Here is a 13577-nt window from a genome sequence, read left to right as displayed (position 1 = left end):
CCGTGCCGAGTATATGGAAAAACTGCGCAACTCGGATGTCTACAAAGACGAAATGAAGAAAAACGGCACCGGCAGCGTCCTACAACAAAGCGTTCAGGCCGCAACCGCCGCCATACAGGGCCTGGCCGGTGGTGTAAGTGCCGGAATCTCTGACTGTTCTTCCAGCCATATTATTTAATCTATCTTTAGAAAGCAGCGATATAAGTGCGATAAGCTCAGCAATTGTTGGTATATTGGCGTGGACACCTTATTTTCTTTTATCGAAACGTATCCCTATTGTCTTTCATAAATAAATCACTTCATAAGTAATAATAGGAATCGCCCAGGAAAAAAACTTTAACTGGGCTGATAATATATTGATAAACCAAAAAAAATGAGAAACAAAACTAAGTATAGCAACCCAATACCAAAGCAACCCTCCCTCCCCTTTACTGACCTCAATCATAGTCTGACTATCCTTTAATGTGATAAAAAGTGTAAAATAGATGAATATCGATACAGTAATCTGTAATTTGTCACTTTTTTATATTTATTAATTTTAATTTCAAGAGGTTAGCGAGATGGGTTTACCAAACTGTCCAAAATGCAATTCTGAGTATACATGGCAGGAAGGGGAAAAACTGAATTGCCCAGAATGTGGTAATGAGTGGTCAGAAAATGGCGATTCTGCAACTACCGATGAAGGTCTGGTAGTACGTGATGCCAATGGCAATTTGCTGGCCGACGGTGACGCGGTGACCGTTATTAAGGATCTGAAAGTAAAAGGTAGCTCTTCAACCCTGAAAATTGGGACTAAAGTGAAAAGCATCCGCCTGGTTGAAGGTGACCACAACATCGATTGCAAAATTGATGGCTTTGGCCCGATGAAACTAAAATCTGAGTTTGTGAAGAAAAGCTGATTGCTCGGTTCCCCTTGCTCACCAGCGTGCCACGGCGCAAGGGGATTATTTATAGCTGCATCCCCTCTCCTACCCTTAGCCATAAAAATATCCCACCACTCCCTCTGGTCGCTCAGAAATCACTGCCATTGTGATTTTCCTCCTCTATCTTTCCATCCACTACTCTGTCGAAAAACTCATTTAGATATATCTTTTTTCATCCCCCTCTTGCTAATTTCGATATATCGATCTAGATTAGATATATCGAAACGTTTTCGATATATCTAAAGGAGATTTATTATGTTTGGTTTTTCAAAACGTGGTCATCGTTGTGGTGACAGAATGCATCGCGGCGGTCGCCATCATATGGCAGCTGAAGCAATCGAAGCTGCAAGAGGCGGCAGACGTGGGCGTGGTGAAAAAATGCATCGCTTGTTTGAACATGGCGATTTGCGGGTTGTTCTGTTGGCGCTACTTGATAAAAAGCCCAGCCATGGTTATGAACTGATTAAAGCTATCGAAGAGGCATCTTCAGGCTTATATGTACCTAGCCCAGGTGTTATCTATCCAACACTGACATTGCTAGAAGAACAGGATTTTGTTACTCCAGTAGCCACTGGTAATGGCCGTAAAAGCTACCAAATTACCGATGCCGGTAAAGCTGAATTACAACAAAATCAACAGATGGTTGATGCTATTTTTGCACGATTGGCACAAGTAAATCGCCGCCCTGAAGGCAATATGGCTGAAGGTATTTCTGATGCAATGCACCGCTTACGCCATATTCTACGTAGCAGCATGATGCGTTCGGATGTCACACCAGAGCAGGTTGAGCATATTAATACAGCATTACTGACCGCAGTAGAAGCCATTGAAAAAGCGTTAGAACCCAAGACGGCAGAGACTAATGAACCGGAGAAAAGCTAATGTCGGGATATCGTTATCGAATCACCATTGAGCCATTGACGGACCGCAAAGGCGAGCCTCTGGATAAAGCGCCAGTGACATTCGAAGCCGAGAATCATGATGAGATCCTCGGCATCATCGAACGGCTACAGACGCGTGAAGATCTGGATTTTGGTAAAGAAAAAACAGCAGCATTTGCACTAGGTCTGAAACTGTTTTCAGAAACTATGATGGAGAATCGCAAGCATCCTATATTTGCCCCATTGCGAACTGCATTTATGGATTTTATGACTAACTTGAAAAAAGGATCGACACGCGATCGTGGCGAGTGAAACATCATAAATTTAAAATAAAAATACCGCGGTATCCACATACTATTCATCGCCGGGAACATCAGCCATAGCCACCATTCCCGGCGAGTTATTTAACTCAAATCAGCACCATTACTGGCAATGACTTTTTTATACCAATAGAAAGATTTCTTTTTCTTGCGCGCTAAAGAACCCTTGCCCAAATCGTCACGGTCAACATAAACAAATCCATAGCGTTTGCTCATTTCTCCAGTCGAGGCAGAAACTAAATCGATACATCCCCATGAGGTATATCCAATGACCGGAATGCCATCGTCGATAGCTTCCGCCATAGCTTTAATATGTTCACGTAGATAACTAATACGGTAATCGTCTTCAATTTCACCCTGCGGATTAATTTCATCCTTAGCACCTAATCCATTTTCAACCAGGAATAGTGGCTTCTGGTAACGGTCATACATCATATTCATGGTGATGCGTAAACCTAAAGGATCAATGCCCCAACCCCATTCACTGGCTTGAATATGTGGGTTTTTCAAAGATTTCACAATATTAGCTGCGCTGCTGTTATGGTCATTCATATCCGCCGAAGCACAACGCGAAGCGTAATAACTGAAGGAGACGAAATCCACCGTATGTTTAAGAATATCGTCATCACCCACTTGGGTGGCAATTGAAATTCCCTTCTCGCGGAAAAGGCGTTTGGTATAAGCGGGGTAAGCCCCACGGGCCTGCACATCAATAAAAAATAGATTTTCCCTATCTTTTTCCAGCGCGGCCCAAACATCTTCGGGTTTACAGGTTCGCGGGTAAAAATTCCCTCCCGCCAGCATACAACCTACCTGATTCTCAGGGTTGACCTCATGAGCAATTTTAGTCGCTAATGCGCTGGCGAGCAGTTCATGATGAGCAGCTTGGTATTTTACCTGTTCCTGATTTTCATTCGGCTCAAAGACCAAACCAGCACCTGAAAATGGGCTATGAAGCAGGATATTAATTTCGTTAAATGTGAGCCAATATTTCACCAAACCATCGAAGGCCTCAAAACATGTTCGGGCATAACGCGTAAAAAACTCAACCATTTTTCGGTTACGCCACGAGCCATATTCTGTGACCAGATGCATGGGTACATCAAAGTGACACAGTGTTACCAGCGGCTCAATATTGTGCTTCTTACATTCATTAAAGAGGTCGCGATAAAATGCAATGCCCTCAGCATTAGGTGTCAATTCATCACCATTAGGATAAATCCGGCTCCATGCAATTGATGTACGGAATACGGTAAACCCCATTTCTGCCATTAACGCGATATCCTCTTTATAATGATGATAAAAATCAATGGCCTGATGACTGGGGTAAAACTCATCATCTCTTAAGGTAAAACGCTTTTCCTGCCCTAATTTCACTGCCAAACGGTGTTCCCCATGAGGGATCATATCCACCGTTGTCAGCCCTTTTCCACCCTCAAAACAAGCACCTTCGGCCTGGTTTGCGGCTAATGCGCCGCCCCATAAAAAACCGTCGGGAAATGTTGATACTGACATTCAATACCTCTTTATTTAGTTAATTTTCACTGCACTGTGTGAAACAGTTGAAGCAGGAGAATCGGCACGGCTATCCGCACTATCTTCGACCGGGATATCTTCAAATCCCAGTAAGAGTGTTGTGACGAAAGAAATGACTATTGCCAGAATCATGACGCCAAACACCCATACAATGCTCATTGGATTGGCCGGATCGAAGAACTGAACACTGGTAAATAACCCTGGTGAGGCCATGGAATGACTGGCTAACCCACCGATTCCCGCCACGGCACCACAGATAAACCCACTGATAAGGCTGGCGATTAACGGGCGTTTGAGTCGCAATGCCACCCCATAAAGTGCCGGTTCAGAGATACCCGCTACAATCGCGGAAGCCGCAGCAGCCAACGCCGTTTGACGTAATTCAGGGTTTTTGGTGCGCCAGGCAACCGCCAGAGATGAACCGCCCAATGAAAGGTTGGCACCAATTTCTGATGGCATCACCATGCCCTCTTTTCCCGTTTCGGCAATGGTCTGGATGATGGTTGGCGTAAAGACACGGTGCATACCCGTCATAACCAATAATGGCCAAAGTGCCCCCATAATTGCCACGGATAGCCAGCCCAGATAATCATGAACGGTATATACCAAAGAGGAAATGCCGCTGCCAATCCAGATTCCCAGTGGCCCAATAAACATGATGGCAATAGGGGCAGAAATCAGCACGATCAGCATCGGTTTAAGGAAGTTTTTCGTCACCGCCGGTGTAATACGGTCAACCCAGCGCTCAATATAAGACAGCAGCCAGGTCATACAGAGTGCCGGGATCACCGTATAGGTGTACTTCACTGCCGTAACGGATACACCCATAAATTCAACATGTTGGCCTTGTGCAGCTTTTGCCATTAAATCAATAAACGCCGGATGAACCAACACCCCGGCAATGGCGATAGCCAGCGACATATTGGTTTTAAATTTTATCGCCGCAGATGCCGCCACCATGACTGGCAGGAAGAAGAAAGCGCCGTCGCCAATCACATTAAGGATAATGAGAGTTGATGAGCCTTTCTCAAAAATGCCGGTCATATCCAGTATCATCGCCAGCAGTTTTACCATCGAACCACCGATGATGGCGGGGATCAACGGTGACATGGTGCCAATCAATGCATCCAGTATCCCTGCTCCAATCCGCTTTAAGGTGATTTTGTTTTTCTGGGGTAATGCGTTTGCCGGTAATGCACCTTCAGGCAACAATTTGAGCACTTCAGCAAAGGCATAACTCACATTATTTCCAATAATAACCTGACACTGGTTTTCACTGTGTACCACGCCCAACACACCAGTGATGGCTTTTAATTTTGCCAAATCGACCACAGTCTTATCATTGAGTACAAAGCGTAAGCGTGTCATACAGTGGGTCACGGCCCCAATATTATTGGCCCCACCAATGGCATCGACTATCTGTTGCGATACTGCGGCATAATTTTTTGACATGAGTAACAACTCCCCGTAATGGCGCGCACTGAGCTAAGTGTCCCTTCTGCACTGAGGGGATCCCCTCATCGCCACGAACTCACAATTAGCCATCAAATTCATATAGTTATAAATTATTCACTGGCCGGAAAGATCTTATCTATGAACATTCTCAGATAAATAGGTAACCGGTTCCACATGAGAGTCTTAAAATATGAGGTAGAATTCAATAGATCGCTTTATTCAATTTTCATTATGTGATGATGATCGACATCGAGAGGGAATTTATTCTGCCCGGCAACCTGCTTCTCGGCGGCGGTAACGTGTAGAATAGTAATAATTTTCAACGTGTCAGGAAGAGCCTATGTCTACAATGCAAGAAGTGGCAAAGAAAGCCGGTGTTTCAAAAGCCACGGTTTCGCGTGTTTTGTCGGGCAAAGGCTATGTCAGTGATGCAACTAAAGAAAGTGTCTTTAAAGCTATTGAAGAGACGGGATATCGGCCAAATTTACTGGCGAGAAATCTGGCGACCAATAAATCTGAATGCATCGGATTGGTGGTCACCAATACCCTGTATAACGGCAGCTACTTTAATGAAATCCTGTCTCAAGCGGCGCAAAAATTAGAAAAAAATGGTCGTCAGTTAGTTCTGGTTGATGGGAAACACAGTGCTGAAGAGGAACAAGAGGCTATTCAGTTCCTGCTAGACTTACGCTGTGATGCAATAATAATTTATCCTCGGTTTTTAACTGTTGATGCCATGGATCTTATTATTGATCAATATAAGCAACCGATTATGGTGGTTAACAGAAAGCTGCGTAAAAATCATAGTCATTGTATTTTCTGCGATCATAAAGGTTCCAGCTATAATGCGACTAAATATCTTATTGATCAGGGCCATCGCGATATTGCCTTTATTACCGGCTCACTTGATTCACCCACCGCGATTGAGCGACTTTCTGGCTATAAGACAGCATTAGCAGCATTTTCGCTGCCCGTTCAGGACAAACTTATTGCGCAAGGTAGATGGACGCCTGCAAGTGGTGCCACTGCAGTTGAGTCTTTATTAGCCAGCCAGTTACCTTTTAGCGCAATTATCGCCAGTAACGATGATATGGCCATTGGGGCGATGAAAAAATTAAACGAAGCCGGATTAAAAGTCCCAGAAGATGTTTCCATCATCGGGTTTGATAATATTCCTATTGCGCCTTTCCTGCTACCGCCATTATCCAGTATCAAAGATCCTGTCAGTGGCATGATAAATGAAGTTATTAACCGGTTAATATCCATGCTAGATGGCGGCTATCTATCAAATGAAAATATATTTCAATCTGAATTGTTCATCAGAGATTCAGTCGGTAAAGGGCCTTTCTTTGCAGAAAATAAGGTCAAATAGCCTTATCTTTTATAATTTCGATATTAAAAAAGGAGCCAAGGCTCCTTTCAGATAGAACAACACAGGTTATTTAGCTCGAACACCTTCGACGGACAGAATCAATTCAACTTCCTGTGATGCCGGGCCTAAATCAGTAGTGATATTAAAGTCTTTCAGCTTAATATTACCATTAGCTTCAAAACCGGCACGATAGCCACCCCACGGGTCATTACCCTGGCCAGTCAGCTTACTTTCCAAGGTCACTGGCTTAGTCACACCATTTAATGTCAGGTTACCAACTACAGTATAACCTTCAGCATTTTTCTTCACTTCAGTCGACGCAAATGTCGCTTGTGGGAATTTACTGACGTTCAGGAATTCTTTGCTGCGCAAATGTTTATCACGTTCAGCATGATTGGTATCAACACTGTTAGTGTTAATCACCACATTCACTTTATCAGCTGCTGGATTCTTTTCATCAAAAGTGAAAGAACCATCAAAATCATTAAAACTGCCATATAACCAGCTATAGCCTAAGTGTTTAATCCGGAATTCGATAAAGGCGTGTTGACCTTCTTTATCAATTTTATATTCGGCGGCTACGGCACTACCAGCGGTAAACATCAGTGCGCCTACAGTCAGGCCCAATAGGGTCTTATTAAACATACTTAATTCTCCATAATACAGTTGGTTAATCGGTGCTACGTCCCAGCATCCGTTTAAGGGTAATATCACCATCAATAAAATGGTGTTTAATTGCGGCCAGCCCATGTAATAGTGAAAGCACCACTACGGCCCAAGCCAGATAAAGATGCACAGTACCCGCGGTATCAGCCTGATCAGGTAAACTTGTTAATGTTGCAGGAACAGCAAACCAACCAAATACAGAGATCGGTTGCCCATCAGCCGTTGAGATCAAATAACCGCTGAACATAATACAAAATAAAACAATATATAAAAACAGATGTGCCAATACTGCACTAATGCGAGTGAACCGGCTATAAGTGGATAAAGGCTTTGGTGGCGGAGAAATAAATCGCCAAATAACCCGAAATAACATCACAGCAAAAAGTATACAACCGATGCTTTTATGTATTTCAGGTGCCTGATGATACCAGCCATCATAGTAGCCTAAAGTCACCATCCATAAACCCAAAGCAAACAGTGCATATACTATCAATGCCACCAGCCAGTGGATACTAATAGTGATACGGCCAAACTGTTCCCTGGTATTTTTCCAAAGCATAATGATTCCCTTTTGCTCAACTTATAGAACAATAGTCAAACATTATGAAACATAAAATCAACTCTTATTTGATATAAGATATATTTCCGCAACAGCAATCAGATATTTTGTAGAAGTTTATAATTTCTCGGTCAATATAACTGTCGGACTTTACTTAACCTGACATAACCTCCCTGCCGTCACAGTTCCCCCAGTGCCGACTATCATCCTTCATATTGAGATATTGACATTAGAGTAGCTCGAAGCCATATATTTACTGTTCACGATCAAAAGCTGATTCAAGGACATATTAACATGTACAAATTGCCGTATAAAAAAGCGCTGCTTACCTTGGTCTGTCTCAGTATATTTCCACTATTCGGTGCCAATGCCGATATAAAAATGCCCTCCGACTGGCATGGCAAAAAGATTGAAGGCCCGCCACAAGGTGCCAATGGCTGCGGTGAAGCACCAGATATATCGCGTATTACCCATAAATATTTGGATGTTCCTTACGCCTCAGTCTCCGATGCGCAAAAAATGGATATCTTCCTACCCGAACAATGGCAGCTAAAGTACCCCGTTATCATCAATGTACACGGTGGTGCATTCTTTGGTTGTGACAAAATGGATAATCAGCTTGTCCCGGCACTTTACGGGTTGGAAAAAGGGTATGCAGTGGTGAATATCAATTACCGACTCAGCCCAGAAGCTGCATGGCCAGCACAGATAAATGACGTAAAAGCAGCCATCAAATTCGTCCGCGCTAACGCTAAAAAATACAATTTCGACCCCGATAATATTGTTTTAATGGGCGGTTCGGCAGGCGGAAACCTGGTGGCATTAGCCGGAGTCTCAGCAGATGTGAAATCTTTAGAAGATCCGGCATTGGGCTACCCTGATGTTTCGACTAAAGTTCAGGCGGTTATTGCCTGGTATCCCCCAATTAATTTCCTGAAGATGGATGAGCAATGGAAGCAAATCGGTATCGATGGACAAAAACATTCAACAGCAAATTCTTTTGAATCTTTCCTGATGAGAAAACAAATCTCTCAGGTGCCACAAGATATTATGGATACCACGAATCCTGAAAAATATATTACCAAAGATGCACCGCCATTTTTGATTCAGCATGGTTATAAAGATTCAGTTATTCCACGACTGCAAAGCCAAGAGTTTGCCGATAAGTTGGCTCAAGCAATTGGGGGCGATAATGTGGAATACAACCTATTAATGGAATCTGATCATGCTGAAGATAAGTATTTCCATACACAGAACAATCTTGAGCGAAACTATGAGTTTCTGTCTCGTCATTTAAATCTTAAATAACAATAATTCTGAGGCTCTTATTGCAAATAAGAGTCTATTAAGAAATACCTTTTACGATTATCATTAATCGTTGATAAGAAGGAGATACTAATGAATTACACCATAAAAAAGTTTCAAGAGATAACGCGTATCTCTTCTCACAATCTACGGTATTTCGATAAAATTGGCCTATTAGTCCCCAAAAGGGATGCTAATGGATACAGATTATATTCACATGCTCAGATATCCCAAGCTCATATGATCGAAATCTTGCAAGAGGCCAGGATGCCTAATGCCGAGATCAAGGCAGTTTTATCAGATTACTCATCGTCTGAAAACATAGATAAAATAAAAAAGGCACATGCTGAACTGCTGGCGTACCAAGAAAAACTGGCTCAGGCAAGCCACTTTTTACAGAAGCATATCCAGTGCTTAGATGCCATATCAACGACCAAAGAAAATATAAACACCCCATTTATTGAAGATCGTGAAAAAGTTGAAGTCGGTATATTGCAACTTCAAACAAGTAATATTTTAGATTTCTTTAAAAAAATAGGTGATATGACCGAAGACTATTCGTGGTATCTAACATCCAATTATGGCTTTCTATTAAAAAGTAGTGACATTAAACCCGATAACTATCCACTTGCCACCCTATTTTGCGATCACCCAGCCATTATTCATCAATCACCTTATACCCTGCGGGCGGGGAAGTTTGTCAGTATGTGTTGTGCCGGAAGTCTTGAGAACAACGTGAATGTGATGAAATTAAAGCAATATGCCCTGGATTGCGGTTACCGACTCACTAGCGATATTATTATCGAGAATATCAGCGGCCCGGTAATAGAAAAGAAAAAGAGTGATTTTCTCATCAAAATAATGGTGGCTATTCAGTCAGATAAATAGCCACCACTCTTACATAAGTGATTGTTTGCTGAAATGACTGTTACTGAGGCGACTGTTGCAGTGTCCAGTTCAATACCTGTGAGGCCAACTGATTGCTCGCCAAGCCAAAAGCATCTACCACTTCATTCATCTGTGCGCCCTTAATCGGTTGCCGAACTTCAAAATGTCGCGTCGCCATAATTCTACGATCTGAAATCCGCACCAGTCGGGCATCAAAACGGATCAGCACTTCACTGTTACCCGCTTGATATACCCCCTGAAATGCCGATAAGTCGCCGCTCAGCTCAACATCAGCCTGCAGGCTATCATCGTCACTGCTGACCGCAGGAATACGGCCATCAGTGCGGAACTCCTGAATCAGGCGATTACGCACTAAAATAGGGGCCGGATCAGTCCAGCGCGAATTTTTGTAGACCGCTATTTCCTGCCCTTCTGGCTGCACAGCAATACGCGAGCTGTTGATAAACTGATTGGTAGCCGGTTGTGATACTCGCAACGACCAATTTACTGCCTCCGCGCGCGGAGCATTGGCTGCGGGCGGCACGGGTAGTAAGTAAACCTGCGATACCGGGGCACTGGGTAAAATGGTACAAGCTGACAGTAACATCGCCAGTCCGGATAACATCAACAGCCGCGCACCATGACCGGTAGAGTGTATTATCTTCAGAGATATCATCGAGGCGTAAACTCCTGTGTTCTTTCACGGCCACGCAGCAGAGCCGCTGGGTTTTCTTCCAAACGGGAAACCGCCGCACGCAATGTGGCTAATGTTCTGCGCAACTCATCAACAGCAGGCCCCAATTCATTCATTCCTTGCATGCCATTATTGAGAGAAGTTTGATTTTCACTGACCAATTTATTGAGAATGATGCTGGTATTTTGTAACGATGCCATAGTCTTGGCAGCATCATTAACCAGTTGCTTACCCTGCCCGTCCATCAATCCATTGGCGTTGCGCAGCAAGCGATTGGTTTGTGCCAGTGTCTCATTAGCTTGTTTGCTGGCCTGCGCCAACTGCTGCAACATGGTGCGAATATCCTGACGTTGATCGGCGACAGTTTGGGTGACCAGTGCGAGATTATCCAGTGTGGTGATGAGCCGCTGCTGATTATCAGGTGCCAATAGCTGGTTTAAGCGCATCAGCACTTCATTGGCGTTACTCATGAAATTCTCGCCATTGGCCAGCAATTGGCTCATCGGTGACGGAGTGGCGATAATAATAGGAATTTCGCCATCTTTACCCTCTAATAACGGGCTTGACGGGGTGCTGCTGCTAAATTGAATATTTGAGGTGCCGGTAATACCAGCAACCGTCAGACGGGCTTGGGTATCCTGGCGGATAGGTGTCGAAGCAGAGACGCGAATACGTGCCCAAACCTTATTAGGGTTCTCACTGTCCAAACGCAGTTGAGTCACTTCGCCAACCCGAATACCACTGTACTGCACGATACTCCCTTGAGACAGACCACTCACCGGTTCATTAAAAACAATATCGTAGAGCTTGAACTGGCGATTAGAGCCGGCGTTTGTCAGCCATAGGCAGAATAACAGCGCGGCACTGACCACAATGAGAGTGAACAAACCAATGACAACATGGTGAGCACGGGTTTCCATTTACAACCTCTCTTCGCTATTAATTGCTGCCGCTGCCTGATAAGCAGCCCGGCCACGAGGGCCATGAAAATACGCCTGAATCCAGTCATCATCAGTTGCAGCCACTTTATCTAATGTATCTACCACCAGCACTTTCTTTTGTGACAGCACGGCCACACGATCACACAAGGTATAGAGTGTATCCAGATCGTGTGTCACCAGAAATACGGTAAGATTCAGTGCATCACGCAAGGTGCGGATTAAACTATCAAACGCCGCCGCACCAATAGGATCAAGACCCGCAGTCGGCTCATCGAGAAACAAAATATCCGGGTCTAATGCCAACGCGCGCGCCAAAGCAACACGTTTGACCATCCCGCCCGACAGTGAAGCCGGATATTTACTGCCCGCTCCTGGCGGTAACCCCGCGAGCGCTAATTTAACCTGCGCTAACCGCTCTGCCTCGCCACGGGGTAAACCCGCATTTTCGATTAATGGCAAGGCCACGTTTTCCGTCACCGTCAGAGAACTAAATAATGCGCCTCGTTGAAACAATACACCAAATCGGCGTTCAACTTGGGAACGCGCCTGGCCCGATAGTGTCATTAAATCCTGACCAAACACATGAATCTGCCCAGCCGTCGGGCGACGTAATCCCACGATACTGCGCAGTAGCACTGACTTACCCGTACCCGATCCCCCCACCACACCGAGCACTTCACCGCGCTGCACATCAAGATTAAGATCCTGATGCACGCACTGTTTGCCAAAACAATTTACCAGATTGCGAATTTGAATGATTGGCTCTTGTGTCATTTGGCTCACCATCCCATTTCCATGAAAAATAGTGCTGCGACGGCATCAAGCAAGATCACCACGAAGATTGAATGCACCACACTGGTGGTGGTGTGTACCCCGACAGACTCAGCACTGCCGGTGACTTTGAACCCTTCCAGACAACCAATGATGGCAATCAGGAAAGCGAAAATCGGCGCTTTGCTTATCCCCACCAGAAAATGCTGTAATCCATTGCTGTTTTGCATGATTGATAAAAACATGGTGGGCGAAATATCGAGGGCTAAAGCACAGACCACCATCCCACCGAAAATGCCGCAAACCATACCGATAAAGGTCAACATTGGTAATGAGATTAACAACGCCAATACCCGTGGCAGCACCAATAATTCAACCGGATTTAACCCCAGAGTTTGGATGGCATCGATTTCCTCATTGGCTTTCATCAGGCCGATTTCAGCGGTAAAGGCACTGGCAGTGCGCCCCGCCATCAAAATAGCAGTCAGCAGCACAGCAAATTCACGTAGGAAAGAAAACACCACCAAATCGACAGTAAAAATACCCGCACCAAAAGTGGTTAATACTGTCGCGCCGAGAAAGGCAATGACCGCTCCCACCAGAAACGTCAGTAGCATAATAATAGGAACAGCATTGAGGCCGATTTGCTGAATATTGGCAATCAAGGAGGTCATTCGCCAGCGCGAGGGGCGGAAAATCGTGCTGAATAGCGCTTCAAGAGTCAGGCCGACAAAACCCAGTAACGATTTGATGTCTTGCCATAAATTGTCCACCGACCGGCCGGTGTTCGCCAATAATTCAAGCCAAAATGAAGGTGATTTCTCTGACGACTCGGAGGCTAAATCAGGTAAAACACGGCTAACGGTTTCCAGTAAAATGCGGCGCTCTTCGGGCAGTTTAGGCGCAAGTTCGCGCAGATGATTGATGCGCTCTTCACCCAGAAGCAGGGCTAACAGCGTCGCACCAGCGGTATCTAAAGCCCCCAATTGCGTAAGATCAAAGACCACTGACTGGGGCTGGCTGGCACGAAATTGCGTGACGACCGGTTCCAAAACGCGGTAATGCGCCAGCACCCAATCTCCTTTGATAGAGACCCGGACAGGTTGAGTTGAACTGTCGATATCAAGTTGTGCTGCGAACGGCCGCGCGGTCATAGAGAAAGCCTTACTCTTTATGGGAATACGGTTTTGACATCATTTATCAATCAAAAACCAAATCGCTACCGTAAATAGGTATATCACACACTTAACTAAGAGCAATGGCTAA

At 44.7% G+C, this 13577-nt stretch carries 15 protein-coding genes; 7 read left to right on the top strand and 8 right to left on the bottom strand.

Features of this window, described 5'->3' with window-relative positions:
* Positions 1-137 precede the first annotated feature (137 nt).
* From QSV56_RS22005 to QSV56_RS21055, 4 genes are all read left to right on the top strand, one after another.
* The gene (locus QSV56_RS22005) at positions 138-293 is read left to right on the top strand and encodes a DUF2569 family protein (RefSeq protein WP_113773035.1); all 156 of its coding nucleotides are present in this window, start codon (positions 138-140) and stop codon (positions 291-293) included.
* A 267-nt stretch (positions 294-560) separates the two neighbouring features.
* Positions 561-899, top strand: a complete 339-nt coding sequence (locus QSV56_RS21065) for a zinc ribbon domain-containing protein YjdM (protein ID WP_046050530.1) — start codon at positions 561-563, stop codon at positions 897-899.
* A 279-nt stretch (positions 900-1178) separates the two neighbouring features.
* Complete coding sequence (locus QSV56_RS21060) at positions 1179-1805, top strand: PadR family transcriptional regulator (RefSeq protein WP_050123196.1); 627 nt, start codon at positions 1179-1181, stop codon at positions 1803-1805.
* Positions 1805-2116: a DUF3861 domain-containing protein gene (locus QSV56_RS21055; RefSeq protein WP_046694765.1), complete on the top strand. Its 312-nt coding sequence runs from the start codon at positions 1805-1807 to the stop codon at positions 2114-2116. Before QSV56_RS21060 ends, QSV56_RS21055 begins: the two co-directional genes overlap by 1 nt.
* 92 nt (positions 2117-2208) lie before the next feature.
* Here the strand turns inward: QSV56_RS21055 and QSV56_RS21050 are convergent, their stop codons facing one another.
* Both QSV56_RS21050 and ascF read right to left on the bottom strand, forming a co-directional pair.
* Positions 2209-3639: a 6-phospho-beta-glucosidase gene (locus tag QSV56_RS21050; RefSeq protein ID WP_046694764.1), complete on the bottom strand. Its 1431-nt coding sequence runs from the start codon at positions 3637-3639 to the stop codon at positions 2209-2211.
* 15 nt (positions 3640-3654) lie between these two features.
* Positions 3655-5112, bottom strand: coding sequence for a PTS cellobiose/arbutin/salicin transporter subunit IIBC (ascF, locus tag QSV56_RS21045; protein ID WP_019081691.1), 1458 nt, complete (start codon positions 5110-5112; stop codon positions 3655-3657).
* Between the two features lie 343 nt (positions 5113-5455).
* On the opposite strand from ascF, the gene QSV56_RS21040 reads away from it, so the two are divergent.
* Entirely contained in the window at positions 5456-6487 is a 1032-nt protein-coding gene (locus tag QSV56_RS21040) for a LacI family DNA-binding transcriptional regulator (protein WP_019081692.1), read from the top strand.
* 66 nt (positions 6488-6553) lie between these two features.
* Here the strand turns inward: QSV56_RS21040 and QSV56_RS21035 are convergent, their stop codons facing one another.
* Positions 6554-7132, bottom strand: a complete 579-nt coding sequence (locus QSV56_RS21035; RefSeq protein WP_019081693.1) for a YceI family protein — start codon at positions 7130-7132, stop codon at positions 6554-6556.
* Between the two features lie 25 nt (positions 7133-7157).
* Complete coding sequence (locus tag QSV56_RS21030; RefSeq protein ID WP_046694762.1) at positions 7158-7712, bottom strand: cytochrome b; 555 nt, start codon at positions 7710-7712, stop codon at positions 7158-7160.
* A 381-nt stretch (positions 7713-8093) separates the two neighbouring features.
* On the opposite strand from QSV56_RS21030, the gene QSV56_RS21025 reads away from it, so the two are divergent.
* Positions 8094-9020, top strand: a complete 927-nt coding sequence (locus QSV56_RS21025; RefSeq protein ID WP_072083119.1) for an alpha/beta hydrolase — start codon at positions 8094-8096, stop codon at positions 9018-9020.
* A gap of 90 nt (positions 9021-9110) precedes the next feature.
* Complete coding sequence (locus QSV56_RS21020) at positions 9111-9905, top strand: MerR family transcriptional regulator (RefSeq protein ID WP_046050525.1); 795 nt, start codon at positions 9111-9113, stop codon at positions 9903-9905.
* A 40-nt stretch (positions 9906-9945) separates the two neighbouring features.
* On the opposite strand, the gene QSV56_RS21015 is transcribed toward QSV56_RS21020, so the two are convergent.
* Genes QSV56_RS21015 through QSV56_RS21000 form a run of 4 tightly spaced genes read right to left on the bottom strand, consistent with a single transcriptional unit; the run spans position 9946 to position 13465 of the window.
* A complete protein-coding gene (locus tag QSV56_RS21015) occupies positions 9946-10581 on the bottom strand; it encodes an ABC-type transport auxiliary lipoprotein family protein (RefSeq protein ID WP_046694761.1) in 636 nt (211 codons plus the stop codon).
* Positions 10578-11519, bottom strand: a complete 942-nt coding sequence (locus QSV56_RS21010) for an MlaD family protein (protein WP_005158681.1) — start codon at positions 11517-11519, stop codon at positions 10578-10580. The genes QSV56_RS21015 and QSV56_RS21010 overlap by 4 nt, the downstream gene beginning before the upstream one ends.
* The gene (locus tag QSV56_RS21005; RefSeq protein WP_013650221.1) at positions 11520-12326 is read right to left on the bottom strand and encodes an ABC transporter ATP-binding protein; all 807 of its coding nucleotides are present in this window, start codon (positions 12324-12326) and stop codon (positions 11520-11522) included. It abuts the gene before it with no gap.
* A complete protein-coding gene (locus QSV56_RS21000) occupies positions 12320-13465 on the bottom strand; it encodes an ABC transporter permease (protein WP_019081698.1) in 1146 nt (381 codons plus the stop codon). Before QSV56_RS21000 ends, QSV56_RS21005 begins: the two co-directional genes overlap by 7 nt.
* Positions 13466-13577: the final 112 nt, after the last annotated feature.

It is taken from the genome of Yersinia sp. 22-579 (assembly GCF_030433455.1).
GTDB classification, from domain to species: Bacteria; Pseudomonadota; Gammaproteobacteria; order Enterobacterales; family Enterobacteriaceae; genus Yersinia; species Yersinia enterocolitica.
Note: the sequence above shows the minus strand (reverse complement) of the source record. Positions and strands in the feature narration are given on the sequence as shown.

Coding starts and splice junctions, on each gene's coding strand:
- QSV56_RS21015 (WP_046694761.1), bottom strand. CDS start 10,581: ATGATATCTCTGAAGATAATACACTCTACCGGTCATGGTGCGCGGCTG.
- QSV56_RS21020 (WP_046050525.1), top strand. CDS start 9,111: ATGAATTACACCATAAAAAAGTTTCAAGAGATAACGCGTATCTCTTCT.
- QSV56_RS21050 (WP_046694764.1), bottom strand. CDS start 3,639: ATGTCAGTATCAACATTTCCCGACGGTTTTTTATGGGGCGGCGCATTA.
- QSV56_RS21065 (WP_046050530.1), top strand. CDS start 561: ATGGGTTTACCAAACTGTCCAAAATGCAATTCTGAGTATACATGGCAG.
- QSV56_RS21005 (WP_013650221.1), bottom strand. CDS start 12,326: ATGGTGAGCCAAATGACACAAGAGCCAATCATTCAAATTCGCAATCTG.
- QSV56_RS21060 (WP_050123196.1), top strand. CDS start 1,179: ATGTTTGGTTTTTCAAAACGTGGTCATCGTTGTGGTGACAGAATGCAT.
- QSV56_RS21030 (WP_046694762.1), bottom strand. CDS start 7,712: ATGCTTTGGAAAAATACCAGGGAACAGTTTGGCCGTATCACTATTAGT.
- ascF (WP_019081691.1), bottom strand. CDS start 5,112: ATGTCAAAAAATTATGCCGCAGTATCGCAACAGATAGTCGATGCCATT.
- QSV56_RS21035 (WP_019081693.1), bottom strand. CDS start 7,132: ATGTTTAATAAGACCCTATTGGGCCTGACTGTAGGCGCACTGATGTTT.
- QSV56_RS21055 (WP_046694765.1), top strand. CDS start 1,805: ATGTCGGGATATCGTTATCGAATCACCATTGAGCCATTGACGGACCGC.
- QSV56_RS21025 (WP_072083119.1), top strand. CDS start 8,094: ATGCCCTCCGACTGGCATGGCAAAAAGATTGAAGGCCCGCCACAAGGT.
- QSV56_RS21040 (WP_019081692.1), top strand. CDS start 5,456: ATGTCTACAATGCAAGAAGTGGCAAAGAAAGCCGGTGTTTCAAAAGCC.
- QSV56_RS21010 (WP_005158681.1), bottom strand. CDS start 11,519: ATGGAAACCCGTGCTCACCATGTTGTCATTGGTTTGTTCACTCTCATT.
- QSV56_RS21000 (WP_019081698.1), bottom strand. CDS start 13,465: ATGACCGCGCGGCCGTTCGCAGCACAACTTGATATCGACAGTTCAACT.